This window comes from Corynebacterium sp. KPL4072 (assembly GCF_037908395.1).
In the GTDB taxonomy this organism is placed as follows: domain Bacteria; phylum Actinomycetota; class Actinomycetes; order Mycobacteriales; family Mycobacteriaceae; genus Corynebacterium; species Corynebacterium kefirresidentii.
Map to the genome: position 1 here is coordinate 98,277 of NZ_JBBMGE010000002.1, position 20,734 is coordinate 119,010.

The window sequence follows — 20,734 nt, forward strand, 5'->3', positions numbered from 1 at the left end:
CATCTTGTGGGGGATTAATGGGGTGTCATCGTTAGCTGCTTTTGCTGCTCCCAAAACTTCTGAAGGCCCTGCTTTACGGCGGCGATGTCCTTCTGGGTGCCGAGAAGCTCGAAGTGATACAGCTCCGGTACGTGGCACTTGGCGGAAATGATGCGTCCGGCGACGCAGTAAGCACTTCCGAAGTTGGTATTCCCTGAGGTAATAACGCCCCGGATAAAGGAGCGGTTGATTGGGTCATTGAGGAAGTCGATGACCTGTTTGGGGACTGCGCGTTTGAGCGAGCCGCCGCCGTAGGTGGGAACGATGAGTACGTACGGGTGTGAAACCTGGATCATCCCGGTTTTCTTGGGGCGCAGTGGAATGCGCACCGCGGGTCTATCTAAGCGTTCGACGAATCTTTTCGTGTTCTCTGAAACGCTGGAAAAGTACACCAAATCTGGTGAGTCTGACATGGCAATCCTGCTCATCCTGGCCTTAGCCATAAGTGGGGTAGGTGATATTCGAAAAGACTAACTACGCAATGCCGTAGTTGCAACTACGGTCTAACGTAGTTTTGAAAAGGGCAGGTGAGAGCAGGATTAATGCAAAGGGGAATGTCTAAAGGTTGTGGTGTGCTACAAACACTGCGTCGGTAGCTGGGCGTCCAAGTACTACCCACTGAGTGCCGCCGGCCACCTGTATTTCGAGAGAATCTGAAAAGGGCGCTCCCTCGCGCGTGCTAAGAACAGCCCCAGTGACAATGCCGCGCTCTTCAAGGAACTTCAGCAGTTGTGGGTCGGAATCAGAAATGCGTTCCACGGTCACCTGCGATTGTGCACCGCTGTCGGTGAGGCGATGCGCACTGGGGATGGTGATCTGTCCATCAACCGTAGGGATAGGATCGCCGTGCGGATCCCTAGTGGGGTAATCAAGGAACTTATCCACACGTTCTATGAGCATGTCAGACACCGCGTGTTCGAGATTTTCGGCTTCATTATGGACTTCGTCCCAGGTGTAGCCCAATGCTTGAACCAAAAAAGACTCAAGCAATCGGTGACGGCGCACCATGACCAATGCGTACTGCCTGCCAAGTTCGGTTAACTCCACAGAGCCATAGGGCGTGTGTGACACGAGCCCTTGCTTCGCCATTTTGCGCACTGCATCGGAAACCGAGGAGAGCTTGAGTCCCAGCTGTTTCGCTATAAGCGTGGCGGTAACGGGCTCGGATGACCATTCCTTTAGCCCCCAGATAGCTTTCAAATAGTTCTGGGTACTGGTGGACAGCTCGGAAACAGACATGAGTAAATGTTAATCCAGCTTCCGTGTGCGCCTTTGGCGCTGTGGCCCAACGCTCATAGCGAACAGAGGCCAAGTTTGAGAGGAATGCCGGTAAGGTGGGGCCAGTTAAAGCATTCTTCACTTGAAGGAGAACCACTAATGTCTGAGAAGATTTCAATGAACTCGTCGTCTACGGGTATGAATCTGAGCGATAGCGTGTACGAGCGCCTGTTGCGCGAGCGCATTATCTTCCTGGGAACCCAGGTCGATGATGAGATTGCGAACAAGCTGTGCGCCCAGATCCTCCTGCTGTCCGCCGAGGACCCCACTCGCGACATTTCGCTCTACATCAACTCCCCGGGTGGCTCTGTCACTGCGGGCATGGCTATTTATGACACCATGAAGTACTCGCCGTGCGATATTGCCACGTACGGCATGGGCCTGGCTGCCTCCATGGGTCAGTTCCTGCTTTCCGGCGGCACCAAGGGCAAGCGCTACGCTCTGCCGCACGCGCGCATTATGATGCACCAGCCTTCCGCTGGTGTCGGTGGTACCGCTGCGGACATCGCCATCCAGGCTGAGCAATTTGCTCAGACCAAGCGGGAGATGGCGGAGCTCATTGCCGAGCACACCGGCCAGACCTTTGAGCAGATCACCAAGGACTCCGACCGTGACCGTTGGATGACCGCCCAACAGGCCAAGGACTACGGCATTGTTGACCACGTCATTGAGTCCGTTAACGGCCCGCTGAGCAACTAGGGAATAAGGAGAAAATCACTATGAATCAGTCCCAGATGCCAAGTTCCCGCTACGTTCTGCCGTCCTTCATTGAGCAGTCCGCACAGGGCACTAAGGAAACCAACCCGTACTCCAAGCTGTTTGAGGAGCGCATCATCTTCCTGGGCACCCAGGTCGATGACACCTCCGCTAACGACATCATGGCGCAGCTGCTGGTCCTGGAGTCCCAGGACCCAGACCGCGATATCACGATGTACATCAACTCCCCGGGCGGCTCCTTTACCGCGCTGATGGCCATCTATGACACCATGCGCTACGTCCGCCCGGACGTGCAGACCGTGTGCTTGGGCCAGGCCGCTTCGGCGGCAGCTGTGCTGCTTGCCGCCGGTGCGCCGGGCAAGCGTGCAGCTTTGCCGAACTCCCGCGTGCTCATTCACCAGCCGGCAACTCAGGGTACTCAGGGTCAGGTTTCTGATCTAGAGATCCAGGCCGCCGAGATTGAGCGCATGCGCAAGCTGATGGAAACCACCCTGTCTGAGCACACCGGTCGTACCGCTGAGCAGATCCGCATTGATACGGATCGCGATAAGATTCTGACCGCTCAGGAAGCCGTTGAATACGGCATCATCGATACGGTCTTTGATTACCGCAAGCTCAACGCTTAATTTGGAATAACTCATTCTAGGTAGCCCCTGCCGCTCAACCGAGTTCCGGTTGTGAGGCAGGGGCTTTCAGCATTGTGGGGCAGGGAAGGGGCAATGCCCGGTAATTCTTGCTGCACCCGAATGGGGTAAGTCTCTCTGCGCAATATCTGCAGGTCGTTAGGTGAATTTCTATCGTGCGACACTAAACCTATAATGGTCGATTTGTGATTTAGACCTCTAAGTGGTCATATATTTTTTATGGAGAAACACACATCCGACGCGGCAGCTCAGGCCGCTGCGCCCACGCCGCAGAGCGGCGAACGCACATTCTTTGGGCACCCTTGGGGATTGGCCAACCTCTTCGGCGTGGAAATGTGGGAGCGCTTTAGCTTCTATGGCATGCAAGCCCTTGTCTTGCTGTACATGTATTACGCCACTACCGATGGTGGCCTTGGCCTGGACCGAGCGGACGCGACGTCTATCGTGGGTGCCTACGGCGGCTTGGTCTACATGGCCTGCTTGTTGGCTTCTCTTGTTGCTGACCGTGTCTTAGGCGCAGAACGCACACTGTTTTACTCGGCTAGCATGGTGATGCTTGGCCACATTGCTTTGGCGTTTATTCCCGCAATAACTGGTTTGGCCATTGGCCTCGTTCTTATCGCCATCGGCTCCGGCGGTGTTAAGACCACCGCGCAGGTTGTGCTTGGTGCCATGTACAGTCGCGATGATCCGCGCCGCGATGGTGGCTTCTCCATCTTCTATATGGGCGTTAATATCGGCGCTCTCGTTGGTCCACTGCTCACCACTGCCCTGTGGGGCTGGCAGGGTTTCCACTGGGGCTTTGGTATCGCAGCAATCGGCATGGCGCTCGGCCTGATTCAATATTCGCTCATGCGCAAGACCACTATCAAAGACGCGGGGCATGAGGTTCCAAACCCAGCGAGCTTCAAGCAATTGCTTATGGGTGTGTTGGCAGTAGCGGCCATCATTGTGGTTATGGTTGTGGCACTGGCAACCGGCGCTATTCAGGTTGATTGGCTTTCCAATATTGTTACCGCGGTGGCACTTCTGGCTGCAGTTTATCTGTGGGTTCAGATGTATACCTCGAAGTTGGTAACCCGCGAAGAAAAGAACCGCCTGCTGGGCTTTATTCCGATGTTCATTTCCGGTGTTTTGTTCTTTGGTATCTTCCAGCAGCAGTTCACCGTTATGACGATTTACTCGGATGTGCGCTTGGACCGCCACGTATTTGGTTGGGAAATTCCTCCATCACTCGTCCAGTCCATTAATCCAGTCTTCATTGTTATTTTCTCCGCGGTCTTTGCAACGATGTGGACAAAGCTAGGGGATAGGCAGTGGTCCACCCCAGTAAAGTTTGGCGCTGCCAATATCGTCATCGGCATCTCCTTGTTTTTCTTCCTTCCTTTCTCGGGGGCGGAAGCGAACTCCACCCCGATGTATGTCATCATTTTCATTCTCTTCCTTTTCACCATGGCGGAACTCCTCCTTTCGCCGGTGGGCAATTCTCTAGCTACCAAGGTGGCGCCAGAGGCATTCCCATCCCGCATGATGGCGGTATGGATGATGGCCGTGGCAATGGGCACGTCCCTGGCTGGCTCTTTGGCTAGCTTCTACAACCCAGATGATGCAGGCGCGGAGAATACCTTCTTTATCTCCCTTGGCGTTGTATCTATCGTGTTGGGCGGTATATTGCTTGTCCTTAGCCGCTGGGTAGTAAGGAAGTTTTCTAGCTTCCGCTAAAGGGTGTTAAAAGAGCCCGAAATGGGAGGTGTGTCGATTCAAATGCGACATACCTCCCTTAGTGGTTTTTATCACTCAAGCTAAGCGGTGGGGGTAAAAGAATATAAGTATTCTAAGCAGGGCATTTCTAAGCCGGTGCAAACCCCAAAAGGCACGGTTCTATGCTGCGGTAGGTTAACTAAAGGTTAACCAAAGAAAACGTTAAAGAAAAGCAATTGTCTATGGTTCGGGGCTGGAGTATTCTGCATTTCGTCCGCGACGCGTGAAGGCGCCGTAGATACGTACCGTGTTCATCTTTTTCTTTCCAAGGGGCCAACGCTGTGACAGCGACTCTGATCATCCTCGGCATTGTGGTGGTTACCGCCCTTGCCTTTGACTTTACGAACGGATTTCATGACACTGCCAACGCGATGGCTACGTCCATTGCCACCGGTGCTTTGAAGCCATTTACTGCGGTGGCAATCTCCGCAGTCCTTAACCTGGTTGGTGCCTTCCTTTCGGTCAATGTTGCTGCGACCGTAGCGAAAGGCATTGTTAACCTCGATTCATATGATTTGTCCGGCGCCGCAGCAGACACTGACAGCCAAGCACTGCTGATGGTGGTTTTTACCGGTCTTATCGGCGGCATTATTTGGAATCTTTTCACTTGGTTGCTGGGTATGCCGTCGAGTTCCTCCCACGCGCTGTTCGGTGGCCTTATCGGCGCTGCTTTCGCGGCGATGGGTACGTCCGGCGTTGAGTGGTCCTCTATCGCTGGCAAGATCGTTATCCCGGCCGTTGCCTCGCCGATTATTGCGGCGCTAGTTTCCGCGTGTGCCACTTTCCTTGTCTACTGGGTTACCAACACCATTCCGAATAAGGCTAAGAATGAGCACTTCCGCCATGGCCAGATTGTCACCGCTTGCTTGGTGTCGCTGGCACACGGTGCTGGCGATGCGCAGAAGACCATGGGCGTTATCTTCCTAGCGCTGGTTGCCTCCGGGCATGCGGTTGCTGACTCCCGCATCCCCACCTGGGTCATCGTCTGCTGTGCCGTAGCAATCGCAGCCGGCACCATGTCCGGTGGCTGGCGAGTTATCCGCACTCTGGGTAAGGGACTGGTGGAGATTGAGTCCCCGCAAGGTATGGCCGCTGAAGCTACCTCCGCGGCAATCATTTTGACCTCCGCTACCGGTGGTATGGCGCTGTCCACCACTCACGTGTCCACCGGTTCCATCTTGGGTACCGGCCTGGGCCGTCGCGGTGCCGAGGTTCGCTGGGGTGTTGCGATGCGTATGGTTTCCGCATGGCTTATCACCCTGCCCTGCGCTGCGTTTGTTGGCTTTGCTACGTGGTGGTTGGCACACGGTGTCTCCTCCTTTACTAACGTGGCAACTGGCGCCATCGTTGACTTTGTCTTGCTGCTGGCCATGGCCGGACTTATCGTCATTCGCTCCCGCATGAACCCAGTGGATGCCTCCAACGTGAACAACGATTGGGATCCAAACTCCGAGTCCGTGGATTCCTCCATGGGAGCTGAGTCCAGCCGTCAGGAGCCGGTTGCTGCCGGCGCCGCCCCAGTTGCTGCAACCCAGGCGGAGGACACCTCCGCGCCGTCTACTGCTCAAGAGGAGCGCTAAACCATGACTGCTGCAGAAATCTTCCAGTCTCTTCTCCATGTTGCCGGCCTGGCATTGGTATTTGGCGCTGGCATTCCGCTCCTTTTCTCCCTGGGTATGCGTTGTATGACCGGTGACCCCATTCGTGATGGCAACGGTGTTGTCGTAGGGGATACTCCGGCAAGCACTCAGATGAAGGTGCTTGGTTGGACCGTTTACGCAGTGCTAGCCGTAGTTATCCTCGTGGCCATCATGTGGATTGCTCGCGATACGCTGGACCATTACTTCGGCTTCGCGCCGTTCGGCGACCTCTAAGTTATCTCTCCCTTCCTGAGGGGGAAGTCAACCTTCCAAGTGATGCGTGGCACATTCTCCGAAAGTTAACAAAAGGTTAACTTTAATCGACCTATGGGTTGCCTAACGGGGCTGTGTCACGTATATTCTTCTGTATCAGACAGAGAGAAAGCCACATGGAGGTGTGAGAAATGAACAAGATGCGTTCTTTGATGGACGGCATCGCTGATGCGTTCAAGGGCTCCACCACTGGTACCGGCCTGGACACCATTTCGGAAGCTCCGGTCCGTGCTTTGGTGGCAGAAACCCTGCTTGACGCTGATAAGACTCCTGCTACGACTAAAGACGTAGCAGAAGCGCTAGAAGCCGTCACCGGTCATGCACCGGATGAAGTTGAGATGCTCGACGCAGAACTCTTCCTGCTCGACTTCGACTGGCTGCAGTAAGCAGCTACTGAATGAAATCCCCACGAGGCCCCTTGCCGCATACTGTGCAGCAAGGGGCCTCGTGCTTTGCCGGACTCGTTGGACTTCGGTAAGCGCGGCTAATCGCGCGGCGGCAAGATGGCCTCCGGGGTTTCGGGCAGGAGTTGGCCGCCATCAATAATTAGGGTCTGGCCGGTAATAAAGCCTGCCTCTTCTGAGGCAAGGAAAGCCGCCGCATTGCCGATATCGCGTGGAGTGCCGAGACGATGCAGTGGCACCGATCGCGTCATCTGATCGAGATACTCTTGGCCTTGGGCCTTGAGGCCCTCAGTGAGGATATTGCCGGGAAGAACACTGTTGATGGTGATGCCATCGCGAGCGACTTCGAGCGCAGCTGAGCGCATAAATCCTTGTTGGGCGGATTTGGAGGCGCCGTAGTGGGCCCAGCCAGGAAAGCCCGTGTGCGAGCCGGTGATGGACGTGGTAATTACGATGCGTCCATAGCGGCGTTCCTGGAGGTAGGGGAGTGCTTCCTGGATCACCTTAAAGGTGCCGTGGGTATTGATGGCAAACATGGCCTCCCACTGCTCATCGGTCATTTCTGCTAATGGGCAATTGGGAAATACGCCGGCATTGGAACAGACGATGTCGAACCCGCCATGCGTGGCAACAACGTGACGGTACATTTCCTGTACGGAAGTACGGTCGGTGACATCCACATGAATCGCACTGGCACCTAGCTCTTTTGTGGTAGCGGTGGCGTGCTCAAGGTTGACATCAGCAATGATGACAGAGGCGCCGGCCTCGCTAAGTGAAGCGGCAATGCCGCGGCCAATGCCGGAAGCACCGCCGGTGACAATGGCTACGTGGTCTGTGAGATCGAACATAATTCTCCTGTTCCTAACGGGGCGGAATGAAGGTCGTTTCACCTTTTAGCTTAGGTCGCAGGAGCAAGGAAAGTCGGGGAAATTCGCCACGCGGAAGGGAATGAATGAAGGGCCTGTCGGGTTGATTTACTAAGGTAGAAATAGATGAAGATTAAGCCGCTCGGAAGGGTAGAATCATCCTTCCATTTGTGGATAGCGGTACGAAAAGCGAGTGTGAAAGAACTTAATGGCACGTATGCAAGAAAGCGCTGACCTGCTCAAGTGCTCCTTTTGTGGCAAGAGTCAGAAACAGGTGAAAAAACTCATCGCCGGCGGCGGTGTCTACATCTGTGACGAGTGCATCGAGCTATGCAATGAAATCATCGAAGAGGAACTGGGCCAAGAACAGGCGCAGGAATCCTCCGACGCGGAGGTGCGCCTGCCTCGGCCCTCGCAGATTTCTGCCTTCCTGGATAAATACGTCATTGGCCAAGACAAAGCCAAGCGCGTGCTATCTGTGGCGGTCTACAACCACTACAAGCGCATCAAGGCGGAAGAGTCTGCCGCGTTGGAAGCACGGCGCAAAAAGGCCGAGGGCGATGAGGTGGAGATCTCTAAGTCCAATATCTTGATGTTGGGACCTACTGGTTCCGGAAAGACCTACTTGGCACAGACCTTGGCCCGGCTTCTCGACGTCCCCTTTGCCATCGCCGATGCCACTAGCCTCACCGAGGCCGGCTACGTGGGTGAAGACGTGGAAAATATCCTGTTAAAGCTGCTGCAAGCCGCAGACTTTGATGTGGAGCGTGCCCAGCGCGGCATCATTTACGTCGACGAAGTGGACAAGATTTCCCGCAAGTCCGAGAATCCGTCCATCACCCGCGATGTCTCCGGTGAGGGTGTTCAGCAGGCCTTGCTGAAGATCCTGGAAGGTACCGTGGCGGCCATTCCACCGCAGGGTGGGCGCAAGCACCCGAATCAGGAGTTCATCCAGCTAGACACCTCGAATATCTTGTTCATCGTTGCCGGCGCATTCGCTGGGCTCGACCAGGTTATTGCGGATCGAGTGGGCAAAAAGGGCGTGGGCTTTGGCGCCAACTTGGATACCAAGGATGAGCGCGAAAAGGTCGACCTCTTTTCCCAGGTACGCCCTGAGGACCTTGTGAAGTTTGGCCTGATTCCAGAATTCATCGGGCGCCTGCCCGTCGTGGCCACGGTGGATAACTTGGACCGTGAATCCTTGGTCAAAGTGCTTACCGAGCCAAAGAACTCCTTGGTCAAGCAGTACAGTCGCCTATTTGAGATGGATGACTGCGAATTGGAATTCGAGCCGGCGGCGTTGGATGCCATCGCAGAGCTTGCCTTGGAGCGTAAGACAGGTGCACGTGGCCTGCGCGCCATCATGGAAGAGCTGCTGGTGCCAGTTATGTATGATCTGCCGGACCGCGAGGATATCGCCGCGGTACATATCACCCCAGAGTGCGTGACAGAGGGCGCGGAGCCGCAGTTTAGCTATAAGGACGAGGCGAAGGAATCTGCCTAAGCGCCTGCCGGCGCGACTACTCCTCGCTGTAGATATCCTGTGGTGAGGCCTCGTCTCCCTCTTTCGTATCGAACGAGGATGAGGTGAGGTAGGACTCGTGGCCCGAGTCCGGAATATTGGCGGTCAAAAACGCCAGCACAGCATCGACGGTAAGCCTATGCATACCATCGATATTTTCTTGGGTATTGAAGTTCACGCCCAGCATGTTTTCCACCATCACCTGGTTGGTTACGCGGTAGACGGTCAACGAGGAAATCAGGGTGAAAATGTCATTGGCGGAAATACCTGGGCGGAAAGCACCGGCGTCTTGGCCCAAGAGCAGCAGGCGGTCGAGGTGGAGGGCGACTCCGGCGACGTCGGCAATAGCTTGCTGAGCTGGATCCACAATCTGCTGATTGCTCTCCCATACCAGCATGCGAATAGCATCCGGGTTGGCCACGCGTTCGCGGAAGAGCCAATCCACCAACTTGCGCACGCCCTCGACCGGAACCGCGGTATCGATTTCCAGAGCGTCCTGCGGCGGATTAAGGCGCTGCGCGGCCGTGCTGAGTGCACGTAGGTACAAGCCCTTTTTATCGCCAAAGTGGTAGTGAATCATGCGCTTGGACATGCCCGATTCTTGGGCGATGGTCTCCAGCTTGGTTTCTGCGAAACCACTGCGGGAAAAGTGCTTGATCGCTACGTCCACCACGGAGTCAATGCTGACGGATTCCGCGTGGGCAGCGTGAGGAGAATCCGCCTGGCCTGCATCCGGCAGTGCATCAGTATTCTCAGTGCTCATGGCGTAAGTCCTTAATCCTTGCGGCGCAGCGGTGGCGCGGTCAACTGATATCTAATAGTGCGGGAGTAGATAGGCCCCATGCAATCTGTGTGCGTGGCGTGGGGGAGAGCCCCGCTTTTCCTTTTCCCATCATGCCCGATTAGACACCCGTTGCGGGAGCTTCTTACCCATTGGGGGCGTTAATTTGGAGGTAAATGGGGGTAATTTAGCGCAACCTCAGCGAATATCCCCTCCAAAAGAGGGGGCCAGATTCACAGCGCGAGAGGCGGCGGTGGGGCTAAGCTCGGGGATGGGTACATTCCGTGGCGGTGCGAGCAGCCTGGCTCGCGTGTGCCGCCCTTGACGCAGCCATTGAGGAGGCTTTTAACCATGACTCAGCCCGTCAAAATCACTGTCACCGGTGCCGCTGGCAATATCGCTTATTCGCTGCTGTGGCGCATCGCTGCCGGCGATGTTTATGGCAAGGACACCCCGGTAGATCTGGCGCTGCTGGAAATCCCCGCCGCGGTGGGCAAGGCCCAGGGCGTGGCCATGGAGCTCAATGACTCCGCCCTGCCGTTGGTCAACTCGATTACGGTAACTGATGACCTAAAGGAGGCCTTTGAAAACACCTCTGCTGCCTTCCTCGTAGGCGCGCGCCCGCGCAGCAAGGGTATGGAGCGTGCGGATCTGCTGGAAGCCAATGGTGCCATCTTCACCAAGCAAGGCAAGGCCATCAATGACTATGCCGCGCGCGATGTCCGCGTGCTTGTGGTGGGCAACCCAGCAAATACCAATGCTCTCATCGCTGCGAAAAATGCCCCGGATGTGGACGATTCTCAGTTCAATGCTCTGATGCGCTTGGACCACAACCGCACCTTGAGCCAGCTAGCGCTGAAAAGCAGCAAGTCCACCAATGATTTCACCAAGGTGGCAGTCTGGGGCAATCACTCCGCAAGCCAGTTCCCGGACATCACCTTTTCCAATGCCGAGGTGGACCAGGATTGGTACCGCGAAGAGATGATCCCCAAGGTAGCGAAACGCGGTGCCGAGATTATTGAGGTGCGTGGCAGCTCCTCGGCCGCATCGGCAGCGTCGGCAGCCGTGGACCACATGCATGACTGGATTCATGGCACCGAGGATTGGCGCACCGCGGCGGTGCCCTCGGATGGTTCCTACGGCGTCGACAAGGGCCTTATCTGTGGATTCCCCACCATCTGCCGTGATGGAAAGTGGGAAATCGTGCAAGGACTGGAGCTTAGCGAGTTCCAAAAGGAGCGCATTGCAGCATCTGTGGCCGAGCTGCGTGAGGAGCGCGAAGCCGTAGCAGACCTGCTCTAAAACCCACTAGGTGCGCACCACATACTCGGTGTGCACCCTGCCTAGATGAGCCGGTTGACGTGCAAGGTAGAATCGGCCAGGTGACTGAGCAAAATAATGAGCAATTAGTTGGTACCAACCGCGCTGATGCGCTGCCTAAGTCTTGGGAGCCGCAGGCCGTAGAAAAGGACCTCTATGAGGGCTGGGTAGAAAAGGGCTACTTCACCCCGGATGCACATTCGGAGGCCGAGCCTTATTCCATCGTGCTGCCGCCGCCGAATGTGACCGGTCAGCTGCATATGGGCCACGCTTTGGACCACACGCTGATTGATTCCATTATCCGCCGCAAGCGTATGCAGGGCTATGCCACCCTGTGGCTGCCGGGTGCCGATCACGCCGGCATTGCTACCCAGACCAAGGTCGAGGCCAAGCTCAAGGAGACCGAGGGCAAGAAGCGCTGGGACTACGAGCGCGAAGAGTTCATTGACAAGGTCTGGGAGTGGAAAGAACAGTACGGTGGCACCATCCAGAACCAGATGCGTGCCATTGGTGACTCCGTAGATTGGTCTCGCGAGCGTTTCACCTTGGACGATGGTCTCTCGCGCGCTGTGCAGACCATTTTTAAGAACCTTTATGATGAGGGCATGATTTACCAGGCTAACCGTCTGGTCAATTGGTCGCCGGTGCTAGAGACCGCAGTGTCCGATATCGAGGTGGTGTACAAGGACGTCGAGGGCGAGCTGGTGTCTATCCGCTATGGCTCGCTCAATGACGATGAACCGCACCTTATCGTGGCCACCACCCGCGTGGAGACGATGCTGGGTGACGTTGCCATTGCCGTCCACCCAGACGATGAGCGCTACGCCGACTTGGTGGGCAAGGAGCTGCCGCACCCGTTCCGCGATGACCTGACGCTCAAGATCATCGCCGATGACTACGTAGACATGGAGTTTGGTACCGGTGCGGTGAAGATCACCCCGGCACACGACCCGAATGACTACGCGATGGGCACCCGCCACAACTTGGACATGCCTACCGTCATGGATACCACTGGCCACATTGCCAATACTGGCACCCGCTTCGACGGCCTGACCCGCGAAGAAGCCCGTGTGGAAATCCGCGAGGCGCTGCGTGAGCAGGGCCGTATTGTCAAGGAAATCCGTCCTTATGTTCACTCCGTGGGACACTCCGAGCGCTCTGGGGAACCCATCGAGCCGCGCCTGTCCCTGCAGTGGTTCGTAGACGTATCAAAGATGGCCAAGGACTCTGGTGCTGCTGTGCGCGAGGGAGATACCACCTTACATCCGCAGTCGCTGGAGCCGCGCTACTTTGAGTGGGTCGATGATATGCACGATTGGTGCATCTCTCGGCAGCTGTGGTGGGGTCACCGCATTCCTATTTGGTACGGGCCGGAAGGCGAAGATGGCCAGCGAGACATCGTCTGCGTCGGCCCCGATGAAGAGCCCCCAGCAGGCTACGAGCAGGATCCTGATGTGCTGGATACGTGGTTCTCCTCCGCGCTGTGGCCATTTTCCACCCTCGGCTGGCCGGAAAAGACCCCGGATCTGGAGAAGTTCTATCCTACCAACGTGCTGGTCACCGCCTATGACATTTTGTTCTTCTGGGTAGCCCGCATGATGATGTTCGGTACTTTCGCTGGCGCTCATACCCCAGAGCTTTTGGGGGAGGGCACCGATGGTCGACCGCAGGTTCCATTTAAGGATCTTTACCTGCACGGCTTGGTTCGCGATGAGCAGGGCCGCAAGATGTCTAAGTCTTTGGGCAACGGCATTGACCCGATGGATTGGGTGCGTGACTACGGCGCAGACGCCCTGCGCTTTACCCTTGCTCGCGGTGCCAACCCGGGTGTGGACCTGCCTTTGGGCTCTGATGCTGCAGCGGCCGCCCGTAACTTCGCCACCAAGCTTTTCAACGCCACCAAGTTTGCCCTCATGAATGGCGCCGGCGTAGCAACGTTGCCCAACCGCGACGAGCTTAGCGACGCCGACCGGTGGATCCTCGACCGCGCCGAAGAGGTCCGCGCCAAGGTGGATGCATACCTGGATGATTACCAGTTCGCTAAAGCAAACGAGCTGCTCTACCACTTCACTTGGGACGAGCTGTGTGACTGGTACCTGGAGATTGCAAAGACCCAGATCCCGCGGGATGGTGTCAGTGAACAGGGCCGCAATACCCAGATTGTCCTGGGACGCGTCCTAGACGTTGTCCTGCGCCTGCTGCACCCAACCATGCCTTTCGTGACCGAGGTGCTTTGGAAGGCTTTGACCGGCGGCGAGTCTATCGTCGTGGCACCGTGGCCCACCGTTGCCGATACCAATGGTGGCGCTACCAAGGATGAGGTGGCCGCCCGTCGCATTGCAGACGCGGATAAGCTCATTACCGAGCTGCGCCGCTTCCGCTCTGACCAGGGTGTCAAGCCTTCTCAGAAGGTCCCGGGCCGCCTCGACTTTGCCGCTGCTGACTTGTCGAACCAGGAAGAGCTGGTGCGCAACCTGGCTAATACCACCGCTCCAGCCGAAGACTTCGATCCTTCCGCCTCCATTGAGGTACGCCTTTCCCAGGCCACCGTGGAGGTCACCCTAGATACCCACGGCGCTGTAGACGTGGAGGCTGAGCGCAAGCGCTTAGAGAAGGACTTGGCCAAAGCCAATAAGGAATTGGAGCAAACCGGCAAGAAGCTTGGCAATGAGAACTTCCTGTCCAAGGCGCCGGAAGAAGTGGTTAATAAAATTAAGCAGCGCCAGCAGATCGCTCGCGAAGAGGTTGAACGCATTACCAGCCGTTTGGAAGGCCTGAAGTAGTGGCGGAAAAGGACAAGGGCACAGAGGATTTTGAGATCGTCGATGCCCTCAAAGAAGGAACCGACGGCGGTCCGGTGGAAATCACCGAGTCCGGCCTGACGCTCAATCTGGGCATGGGCGGCGAGGATGAGTACAACGAGGCCGCCCCACAGGAGGTTTCCGCCGCGGAGCTACGCGCCCTCGCGGAGGTTGAAGAAGAACTCAATGAGCGGTGGCCCGAAACCAAGATTGAGCCTTCCCTCGATCGCATCGAGCTGCTTATGGATCTGCTCGGTCACCCGGAGCGTTCTTTTGATGTCATCCACATCGCTGGCACCAATGGTAAGTCCTCTACCGCACGCATGGTTGATTCGCTCCTGCGTGCCTTCCACCGCCGAGTGGGCTTGGTAACTAGCCCACACCTGCAGCGCGTTACTGAGCGCATCGGCATCGATGGCCAGCCCATTCACCCGCGCGATTATGTGCGTATTTGGCACGAGATCAAGCCGTTTGTGGAAATGGTCGATGCCCAATCGGACGTGCCTATGTCTAAGTTCGAGGTCCTTGTCGGCCTGTCCTATGCTGCGTTTGCCGACGCCCCCGTAGATGTCGCTGTCGTCGAAGTCGGACTCGGCGGACGTTGGGACGCCACCAATGTGGTCACTGCAGACGTCTCCGTCATCACCCCAGTGGGCATGGACCATACGGATTATTTGGGCGATACGATCACCGAAATCGCAGGTGAAAAAGCTGGCATTATTAAGCCGCGCGAGGATGCCGATGATCCGTTGACCCCGAATGAAAATATTGTGGTTATCGCGGAGCAGGACCCAGAAGCCATGCGCGTCATCTTGCAGCAGGCCGTCGATGTCGAGGCGGGCGTGGCCCGCTCCGGTTCCGAATTTGCGGCCCTCGAATCCCGCATTGCCGTTGGCGGCCAGCAGGTGAATATCCAAGGCCTCGGCGGCCTGTATGAGGACATTTTCCTTCCCCTCCATGGCGAGCACCAAGCCAAGAATGCTGCCGTGGCCCTTGCAGCGGTGGAGGCCTTCTTTGGGGCTTCGGCCGGCCACCCATTGGACGTTGCTACCGTGCGCAATGGCTTCGCCCAGGCGATTTCGCCCGGCCGCCTCGAGCGCGTACGTACCTCCCCCACGACGTTTATTGATGCCGCGCATAACCCCCACGGTGCCAAGGCTTTAGGCGCAGCGTTGGACCGCGATTTCGACTTCGCCCGCCTCATCGGTGTGTTGTCCATCTTTGCGGATAAGGACGCAACTGGCATTCTCACCGCGTTGGAGCCGTATCTGACCGAGGTAGTCATTACCCAAAACTCCTCGCCGCGGGCTCTCGACGCTTATGAATTGGCCGAGACTGCTCGCGATATTTACGGCGAGGAACGCGTCCACGTTGCCGAGGATCTTCCCGGCGCTTATGCCCAAGCCGTTGAACTTGCTGAAGACGCGGAGGTGCAATCCGGCTCCGGCATTATCATCACCGGCTCGGTCGTCACTGCCGGTGACGCCCGCGCGATGTTTGGAAAGGAACCTGCATGAGCCGCGACAATCACCACCCAGGCGGAGAGCGCCAACCCCGCCCGCCCCGCAGCAGCCGTGCCCGCGGCCGCGAGGAACATATCCCTGAAAGCGAGATCGGACCCCTAGGCATGGGCCAAGCCCCAGTCAAGGACCCACTTAAAAGCTTCAACGGGATGGTCATTGCCAGCTCCCTGACCATGGAGGCGCTCGCCCTATCCTTCGCACTGCCGATGCTGTACAAGCTGTATGACGGCACCCTGTGGACGCCTTTTAACTATTGCTTTGTCCTTGCCGCCATTGTCTTTCACCTAGTGATGATCGCGTTCATGAATAAGAAGTGGGCGCTAACCGTCATCGTGTGGGTGCAGCTGCTGTGCGTCATCTTGGGCTTTATGGTCCACTGGGCCGTAGCCGCCATCTTCATCATCTTCGGCTTGGAGTGGCTCCTGGCCGTTTACCTGCGCAGTAACCTCATCGCCCGCATGAAGCGTGGCTACCTCACCACGCAGCACCTCAACGAGAAATAGCACGGTAGCCTTGACGGCCTTCGGCGAGTGGCCAAGACGCGATAGACTGGCGGCCATGCGCACTCTCTATCTCGTCCTTGCCGCACTCGCTTGTGTTGCCGCGGTGGTAGCCCGCGCCGCTACGGGAACGCCGTGGCTACCGCTAGTCGCCCTCATTATTGGCGGCGTTTTTCTGGTTTTGGCCCTGCGGAGCAACTTCGAACCGGCCAAAGAAGCCACCTTCGAGGATTTGGATAAGGAACAGCGAGCGGAGCTGCAACGCCTGTTGGCTAATGGACAGTTTGGCGCCGCAGTAGGCCAGGTACGCCTGTGGTTCAGGGGGACTTCGCAGGGGCGCGCCGAAGAGATAGTTAAACAACTCGCATAGCCCTGGACCCCACACTTTTACCCCAAAGGAATACCCCAGCGCGCGACGCATGCGTGCGGTTTCGGTACAGTGTGGGGCATGACTGAACGTACACTGATTCTCATCAAGCCGGACGGCGTAAAGAACGGCCACGTAGGCGAAATCATCTCCCGAATCGAGCGCAAGGGCCTGAAGCTGGCCGAACTCGATCTGCGCGTTGCTGACCGCGAGACCGCGGAGAAGCACTACGAGGAGCACAAGGATAAGCCATTCTTCGGTGACCTCGTCGAGTTCATCACCTCCGCACCGCTTATCGCTGGTGTTGTCGAGGGCGAGCGTGCCATCGAGGCATGGCGTCAGCTGGCCGGTGGCACCGACCCAGTTTCCAAGGCCACCCCGGGCACCATCCGCGGCGACTTCGCTCTGACCGTTGGCGAGAACATCGTGCACGGCTCTGACTCCCCAGAGTCCGCAGAGCGCGAAATCGCTATCTGGTTCCCGAACCTTTAAAGCCTTTATAGCGTTTCGTACGCACTTAAGCCCGAGCCACCGGCTCGGGCTTTATTCATAGCGTCACCTGGTCCCTCGTTATATGGGCAGCGAGCAGGAGCACAACACGCCTACACTGGTGCGGCTAAGAACTATTTTCAACAAGACGTAGGGAGGCGCATATGCGCGGCTACGCGGTCGTAGACATTGAGACCACCGGATTTTCCTATAAGCACGGGCACCGCATCGTTGAAATTGGCGTCGTGGAGCTATCGCCGGAAGGAGCAGTGCAGGATTCCTGGGAAACGCTCATTAACCCGCAACGCCATATCGCGGCCACGGAAATTCATGGCATTTCCGCCTCTGATGTTCTAGGCGCGCCCACCTTTGCGCAAGTAGCGGACAAGCTGGCTAATTCTCTCGAAGACCGCATATTCGTTGCTCACAATGCGGGATTCGATCGGACCTTTATTCAGTCCGAGCTGCTGGCTTGTCGCGCCTGTTCTGAAGAGGCGTTGCCGGCGATCGATACGGCCGTATTGGCACGCAGGTATCTTGGTCTTCCCAAGGTGAAGCTGGGGGATTGCTGCGCCCATCTGGGAATTCATAATGAGTTGGCACACTCCGCATTGGCGGATGCGATGGCCACGGCGCAACTATTCCAGCATTTCCTGGCCAATACCCCGGCAGCCCAAGAGAACTATATGAGTGAGCGCTTGGCTGAGCAACAGCTGTATCGCAGCCTGGCACCCCACCCGGGTTGGGTGGAGCCGGCACTTCTCAGCCGCGCAGCTGCGGAATCCGCCAAGCAAGCGGCACAGTACGGCGGCTGGTTCGCCGGGCTCGTCGCACAACGTGAGACGCCATCGAATACGGCTGCGGAAGACTATTTCAAGCTTCTCGATGCCGCCTTGCTCGACCGCCACCTCTCCGCCACCGAGCAAACCCAATTGCTGGCCTTTGCTCAAGCACATGGGCTCGATGAACATGGTCTGCGCGAGCTGCATGAAGCCTATATCACGCTGCTGATTGAAGAAGCCTGGGCTGATGGTGTTGTCACGGCTGAGGAACGCGACATCCTGGCTTCTGTCGGCCGCGCCTTGGGGATCCCGGCTTCTGATATCGAGGCTGCCGTAGACCCCGACACCGCTCCACAGGCAGAAGGTCGGCATGGTGCCCCTAGTGAAGAGGCGCCGCAAGGTTCTGAAAAGGCCGGCAGTATTGGCGGACTCGCCAGCATGGGCGGCATTGTGGTGAGCGCTGGCGAGCGAGTAACCATTACCGGAGCTAAGGCCTACTCGACTGCAGAATGGGAAGAGTATTTTGCCGCGCACGGCGTGGAGATTGGCGGCCTAGCCAAAAAGACCAAGGTGCTCATCGCCGGTGACCCGGACTCGCAATCGGGCAAAGCCAAGAAAGCGAAGCAGTATGGCATTCCCATCGTTGCGGAAGACGTCGCCCGTGAGGTCATTCACTTCGCAGACTAGGACTGGAGCTCTCCTAATCGAAGGAAAGCAATTGGCGCAGCGTGCTGAAGGCTTCCTTTTGCACTCGATGGGTAACGGTACGGCCCGATTGCCGCTTGATTAAAAGGCCGGATTCCCTCAACTTGCCGAGGTGATGAGATACCGTCGGTTGGCTAAGCCCGGAGAGCTCGGTCAACTGCGTAACACTCATCGGGCCGCAGCCCTCATCACACAATATGGACAGCAGGCGAAGCCGGGCTGGGTCAGCAAGTACTTTAAATTGCTGGGAAAAGCGCAAGGAATCGCTCTGGCTGAGCGGGCCACTGCTCAGGGAGCAGCACTGCCCGTCGGGGGTGTTATCAGCATTGCTAGGGGAGGAGTCCATGCACACAGTATAAGGAGGCTGCTTCCTACTCCGTTGTATTGACGAGTATCAATATGGGTGATTAAAGTACTGCCTTGAAATGTGAATTCCTCGTCGCGCAAGGAGAGCTATGGCCATTCCGCAAAGCCCAAAATTGTCATTTCTCGATAGATTCCTGCCCGTCTGGATCATCATGGCCATGGCTGTGGGGCTATTGATCGGCCACTTCCTGCCAGGTATTGGAGAAGCACTATCTGCCCTAGAGGTAGGCGGTATTTCTCTTCCGATTGCACTGGGTCTGCTAGTCATGATGTATCCGCCCCTGGCTAAGGTCCGCTACGAAAAGACCCGAGACATTGCTGCCGATGGCCGGTTGATGGTGGTATCGATTGTGTTGAACTGGCTGGTGGGGCCTGCATTGATGTTCACCCTGGCGTGGATATTTCTTGCCGACCAGCCCGAGCTGCGAACCGGCCTGATTATTGTTGGGTTAGCCCGCTGTATCGCAATGGTCCTGGTGTGGTCCGATCTCTCCTGCGCCGACCGCGAGGCCACCGCTGTTCTCGTGGCTATTAATTCCGTTTTCCAAGTAGCTATGTTTGGCGTTATGGGCTGGTTTTACCTGCAGGTTCTTCCTGGTTGGCTAGGCCTGGATACCACCTCTGCTGATTTTTCTTTCTGGTCCATCGTCACGGCGGTTCTCGTATTTTTGGGAGTGCCACTGCTGCTTGGTGTCCTCTCACGGGTCTGGGGTGAGAAAGCCAAAGGCCGCGAATGGTTTGAAAACCGCTTCCTTCCGGCAGTATCTCCCTTGGCGATGATCGGCTTGCTATATACCATTGTGTTGCTATTCTCCCTCCAGGGAGAACAGTTGGTAGCGCAGCCCACGGCGGTGATCAAGGTTGCGATTCCGTTGGTCATTTACTTCGTTGGAATGTTTTTCCTAGCTTTGGGTGTGGCAAAGGTCGTGGGAATGAACTACGCGCAATCCGCTTCCGTTGCGTTTACCGCAGCTGGTAATAATTTCGAACTAGCCATCGCGGTTTCCATTGGCACTTTTGGAGCGGCGTCTGCACAGGCGCTCGCCGGCACCATCGGACCTCTCATTGAGATTCCCGTGCTCGTGGGACTCGTGTACGTCATGCTCTGGATAGGGCCGAAGCTATTTCCAGGAGACGAAAGCTTGCCGCGTTAACGCTTGCCCAATTGGTAGAGGCAACGAACCCCGGTCGGTGTGACGGTGTTTTTCCAGTCCTTGGGCGCAGAGCGCAGGGCGATGCGGTCAAGTTTCACTAGGCCCGCCTGTGCCAATTCATCAAGGTTCTCGCATACTAGGTCGAGATCGACCTGCATGAATGTGGACAGGGCCTTAGCGGAGACCGTATTTCCCTGCACCGCGCCGGCGGCTATGAGGGCGGTGAGGGTGTCCACGTGGGCGTCGGCAAGCTCTAGGCGAGCCTCGGTTACTCCTTCGAGCGGATCTTTTTCCAGGATCCTATTGATGCGCCGCCGGCCAATCCGAAAGGATTGAGAAAACATTGCCCACAGCCCCAAAGGCAAGCCGCACGCCCACCACGCCCCTGACAGGACACCGGCAATGGGCGGGGCAAGTTCTACCTCCGGCACTAGCCCGGCTGCACTTAGTGGAGCCATGGCCAGCGGCGCGGCGATGGGGATAAGCGGGGCGATATAGGCAATGGTGGGATAGTCGCCCTCGCGATACTCCTCCCGCGCGGCGTTGATGCCGCGTGGGTAGTTGCGGATGAGGTGCACTAACCCCAGCACCGCACAGATGGCAAAAATACCGGCTCCTACCAGCATATAATCCACGCCGGTGTTGGCGAATCCAATGGCAAAGCCGGCCGGTACGCCGAAGTAAAGCGCCGAGCGTGCGGGAATTTCATTGCGCTGCCGATACTGCGCCAGCTCGCGGGCGGGGATTCGTGCTAGTTCTGCCACCCTGTCAACATAACACCGCCTGCCAGCCTGGCTGCGTT

At 57.0% G+C, this 20,734-nt stretch carries 21 protein-coding genes; 15 read left to right on the forward strand and 6 right to left on the reverse strand.

The window, feature by feature from the left end:
* Positions 1-14: 14 nt before the first annotated feature.
* Positions 15-482: a class Ib ribonucleoside-diphosphate reductase assembly flavoprotein NrdI gene (gene nrdI / locus WMP97_RS02320; protein ID WP_005324049.1), complete on the reverse strand. Its 468-nt coding sequence runs from the start codon at positions 480-482 to the stop codon at positions 15-17.
* 115 nt (positions 483-597) lie between these two features.
* Positions 598-1,278, reverse strand: a complete 681-nt coding sequence (locus WMP97_RS02325; protein WP_005324050.1) for a metal-dependent transcriptional regulator — start codon at positions 1,276-1,278, stop codon at positions 598-600.
* Between the two features lie 138 nt (positions 1,279-1,416).
* Here WMP97_RS02325 and WMP97_RS02330 point away from each other — a divergent pair, with 138 nt between their 5' ends.
* From WMP97_RS02330 to WMP97_RS02355, 6 genes are all read left to right on the forward strand, one after another.
* Positions 1,417-2,016 carry an ATP-dependent Clp protease proteolytic subunit gene (locus WMP97_RS02330; RefSeq protein WP_005324051.1) on the forward strand — a complete coding sequence of 200 codons (600 nt, stop codon included), beginning with the start codon at positions 1,417-1,419 and terminating at the stop codon, positions 2,014-2,016.
* Between the two features lie 20 nt (positions 2,017-2,036).
* Positions 2,037-2,660 carry an ATP-dependent Clp protease proteolytic subunit gene (locus WMP97_RS02335; protein ID WP_005324052.1) on the forward strand — a complete coding sequence of 208 codons (624 nt, stop codon included), beginning with the start codon at positions 2,037-2,039 and terminating at the stop codon, positions 2,658-2,660.
* A gap of 237 nt (positions 2,661-2,897) precedes the next feature.
* Positions 2,898-4,400: a peptide MFS transporter gene (locus tag WMP97_RS02340; protein ID WP_239207922.1), complete on the forward strand. Its 1,503-nt coding sequence runs from the start codon at positions 2,898-2,900 to the stop codon at positions 4,398-4,400.
* Positions 4,401-4,720: 320 nt separating this feature from the next.
* Complete coding sequence (locus WMP97_RS02345; protein ID WP_340439701.1) at positions 4,721-6,019, forward strand: inorganic phosphate transporter; 1,299 nt, start codon at positions 4,721-4,723, stop codon at positions 6,017-6,019.
* 3 nt (positions 6,020-6,022) lie between these two features.
* A complete protein-coding gene (locus WMP97_RS02350) occupies positions 6,023-6,313 on the forward strand; it encodes a hypothetical protein (RefSeq protein WP_340439702.1) in 291 nt (96 codons plus the stop codon).
* 170 nt (positions 6,314-6,483) lie between these two features.
* Positions 6,484-6,738, forward strand: coding sequence for a hypothetical protein (locus WMP97_RS02355; RefSeq protein WP_023020923.1), 255 nt, complete (start codon positions 6,484-6,486; stop codon positions 6,736-6,738).
* Positions 6,739-6,836: 98 nt separating this feature from the next.
* Here the strand turns inward: WMP97_RS02355 and fabG are convergent, their stop codons facing one another.
* Positions 6,837-7,604, reverse strand: a complete 768-nt coding sequence (gene fabG / locus WMP97_RS02360; protein ID WP_340439703.1) for a 3-oxoacyl-ACP reductase FabG — start codon at positions 7,602-7,604, stop codon at positions 6,837-6,839.
* Between the two features lie 226 nt (positions 7,605-7,830).
* On the opposite strand from fabG, the gene clpX reads away from it, so the two are divergent.
* A complete protein-coding gene (clpX, locus tag WMP97_RS02365; protein ID WP_023020925.1) occupies positions 7,831-9,126 on the forward strand; it encodes an ATP-dependent Clp protease ATP-binding subunit ClpX in 1,296 nt (431 codons plus the stop codon).
* Between the two features lie 16 nt (positions 9,127-9,142).
* On the opposite strand, the gene WMP97_RS02370 is transcribed toward clpX, so the two are convergent.
* Positions 9,143-9,907 (reverse strand): TetR/AcrR family transcriptional regulator, encoded by a 765-nt coding sequence (locus WMP97_RS02370; RefSeq protein WP_340439704.1) that lies wholly within the window; start codon positions 9,905-9,907, stop codon positions 9,143-9,145.
* A 369-nt stretch (positions 9,908-10,276) separates the two neighbouring features.
* On the opposite strand from WMP97_RS02370, the gene WMP97_RS02375 reads away from it, so the two are divergent.
* From WMP97_RS02375 to WMP97_RS02405, 7 genes are all read left to right on the forward strand, one after another.
* Positions 10,277-11,227, forward strand: coding sequence for a malate dehydrogenase (locus WMP97_RS02375; RefSeq protein ID WP_239207920.1), 951 nt, complete (start codon positions 10,277-10,279; stop codon positions 11,225-11,227).
* An 80-nt stretch (positions 11,228-11,307) separates the two neighbouring features.
* Positions 11,308-14,028: a valine--tRNA ligase gene (locus WMP97_RS02380; RefSeq protein WP_301732138.1), complete on the forward strand. Its 2,721-nt coding sequence runs from the start codon at positions 11,308-11,310 to the stop codon at positions 14,026-14,028.
* Entirely contained in the window at positions 14,028-15,563 is a 1,536-nt protein-coding gene (gene folC, locus WMP97_RS02385) for a bifunctional tetrahydrofolate synthase/dihydrofolate synthase (RefSeq protein WP_239205001.1), read from the forward strand. Before WMP97_RS02380 ends, folC begins: the two co-directional genes overlap by 1 nt.
* Positions 15,560-16,072: a DUF4233 domain-containing protein gene (locus tag WMP97_RS02390; RefSeq protein WP_023020930.1), complete on the forward strand. Its 513-nt coding sequence runs from the start codon at positions 15,560-15,562 to the stop codon at positions 16,070-16,072. Before folC ends, WMP97_RS02390 begins: the two co-directional genes overlap by 4 nt.
* 55 nt (positions 16,073-16,127) lie before the next feature.
* Positions 16,128-16,439, forward strand: a complete 312-nt coding sequence (locus WMP97_RS02395) for a hypothetical protein (RefSeq protein ID WP_023020931.1) — start codon at positions 16,128-16,130, stop codon at positions 16,437-16,439.
* A gap of 78 nt (positions 16,440-16,517) precedes the next feature.
* Entirely contained in the window at positions 16,518-16,928 is a 411-nt protein-coding gene (ndk, locus tag WMP97_RS02400) for a nucleoside-diphosphate kinase (RefSeq protein ID WP_005324068.1), read from the forward strand.
* Positions 16,929-17,089: 161 nt separating this feature from the next.
* The gene (locus tag WMP97_RS02405; protein WP_340439705.1) at positions 17,090-18,394 is read left to right on the forward strand and encodes an exonuclease domain-containing protein; all 1,305 of its coding nucleotides are present in this window, start codon (positions 17,090-17,092) and stop codon (positions 18,392-18,394) included.
* Between the two features lie 13 nt (positions 18,395-18,407).
* On the opposite strand, the gene WMP97_RS02410 is transcribed toward WMP97_RS02405, so the two are convergent.
* Positions 18,408-18,758, reverse strand: coding sequence for an ArsR/SmtB family transcription factor (locus tag WMP97_RS02410; RefSeq protein ID WP_239207917.1), 351 nt, complete (start codon positions 18,756-18,758; stop codon positions 18,408-18,410).
* Between the two features lie 109 nt (positions 18,759-18,867).
* On the opposite strand from WMP97_RS02410, the gene arsB reads away from it, so the two are divergent.
* Positions 18,868-19,932, forward strand: a complete 1,065-nt coding sequence (gene arsB, locus WMP97_RS02415; protein WP_239207916.1) for an ACR3 family arsenite efflux transporter — start codon at positions 18,868-18,870, stop codon at positions 19,930-19,932.
* On the opposite strand, the gene WMP97_RS02420 is transcribed toward arsB, so the two are convergent.
* A complete protein-coding gene (locus tag WMP97_RS02420) occupies positions 19,929-20,696 on the reverse strand; it encodes a hypothetical protein (protein ID WP_340439706.1) in 768 nt (255 codons plus the stop codon). The genes arsB and WMP97_RS02420 overlap by 4 nt on opposite strands.
* Between the last annotated feature and the right edge of the window lie 38 nt (positions 20,697-20,734).

Excerpts from the sequence above, each read along its gene's own strand:
- WMP97_RS02375 (WP_239207920.1), top strand. The coding sequence starts at position 10,277 with ATGACTCAGCCCGTCAAAATCACTGTCACCGGTGCCGCTGGCAATATC.
- clpX (WP_023020925.1), top strand. The coding sequence starts at position 7,831 with ATGGCACGTATGCAAGAAAGCGCTGACCTGCTCAAGTGCTCCTTTTGT.
- WMP97_RS02405 (WP_340439705.1), top strand. The coding sequence starts at position 17,090 with ATGCGCGGCTACGCGGTCGTAGACATTGAGACCACCGGATTTTCCTAT.
- fabG (WP_340439703.1), bottom strand. The coding sequence starts at position 7,604 with ATGTTCGATCTCACAGACCACGTAGCCATTGTCACCGGCGGTGCTTCC.
- WMP97_RS02335 (WP_005324052.1), top strand. The coding sequence starts at position 2,037 with ATGAATCAGTCCCAGATGCCAAGTTCCCGCTACGTTCTGCCGTCCTTC.
- WMP97_RS02370 (WP_340439704.1), bottom strand. The coding sequence starts at position 9,907 with ATGAGCACTGAGAATACTGATGCACTGCCGGATGCAGGCCAGGCGGAT.
- WMP97_RS02330 (WP_005324051.1), top strand. The coding sequence starts at position 1,417 with ATGTCTGAGAAGATTTCAATGAACTCGTCGTCTACGGGTATGAATCTG.
- nrdI (WP_005324049.1), bottom strand. The coding sequence starts at position 482 with ATGGCTAAGGCCAGGATGAGCAGGATTGCCATGTCAGACTCACCAGAT.
- WMP97_RS02350 (WP_340439702.1), top strand. The coding sequence starts at position 6,023 with ATGACTGCTGCAGAAATCTTCCAGTCTCTTCTCCATGTTGCCGGCCTG.
- arsB (WP_239207916.1), top strand. The coding sequence starts at position 18,868 with ATGGCCATTCCGCAAAGCCCAAAATTGTCATTTCTCGATAGATTCCTG.
- ndk (WP_005324068.1), top strand. The coding sequence starts at position 16,518 with ATGACTGAACGTACACTGATTCTCATCAAGCCGGACGGCGTAAAGAAC.
- WMP97_RS02340 (WP_239207922.1), top strand. The coding sequence starts at position 2,898 with ATGGAGAAACACACATCCGACGCGGCAGCTCAGGCCGCTGCGCCCACG.
- WMP97_RS02325 (WP_005324050.1), bottom strand. The coding sequence starts at position 1,278 with ATGTCTGTTTCCGAGCTGTCCACCAGTACCCAGAACTATTTGAAAGCT.
- WMP97_RS02355 (WP_023020923.1), top strand. The coding sequence starts at position 6,484 with ATGAACAAGATGCGTTCTTTGATGGACGGCATCGCTGATGCGTTCAAG.
- WMP97_RS02410 (WP_239207917.1), bottom strand. The coding sequence starts at position 18,758 with ATGGACTCCTCCCCTAGCAATGCTGATAACACCCCCGACGGGCAGTGC.
- WMP97_RS02390 (WP_023020930.1), top strand. The coding sequence starts at position 15,560 with ATGAGCCGCGACAATCACCACCCAGGCGGAGAGCGCCAACCCCGCCCG.
- WMP97_RS02395 (WP_023020931.1), top strand. The coding sequence starts at position 16,128 with ATGCGCACTCTCTATCTCGTCCTTGCCGCACTCGCTTGTGTTGCCGCG.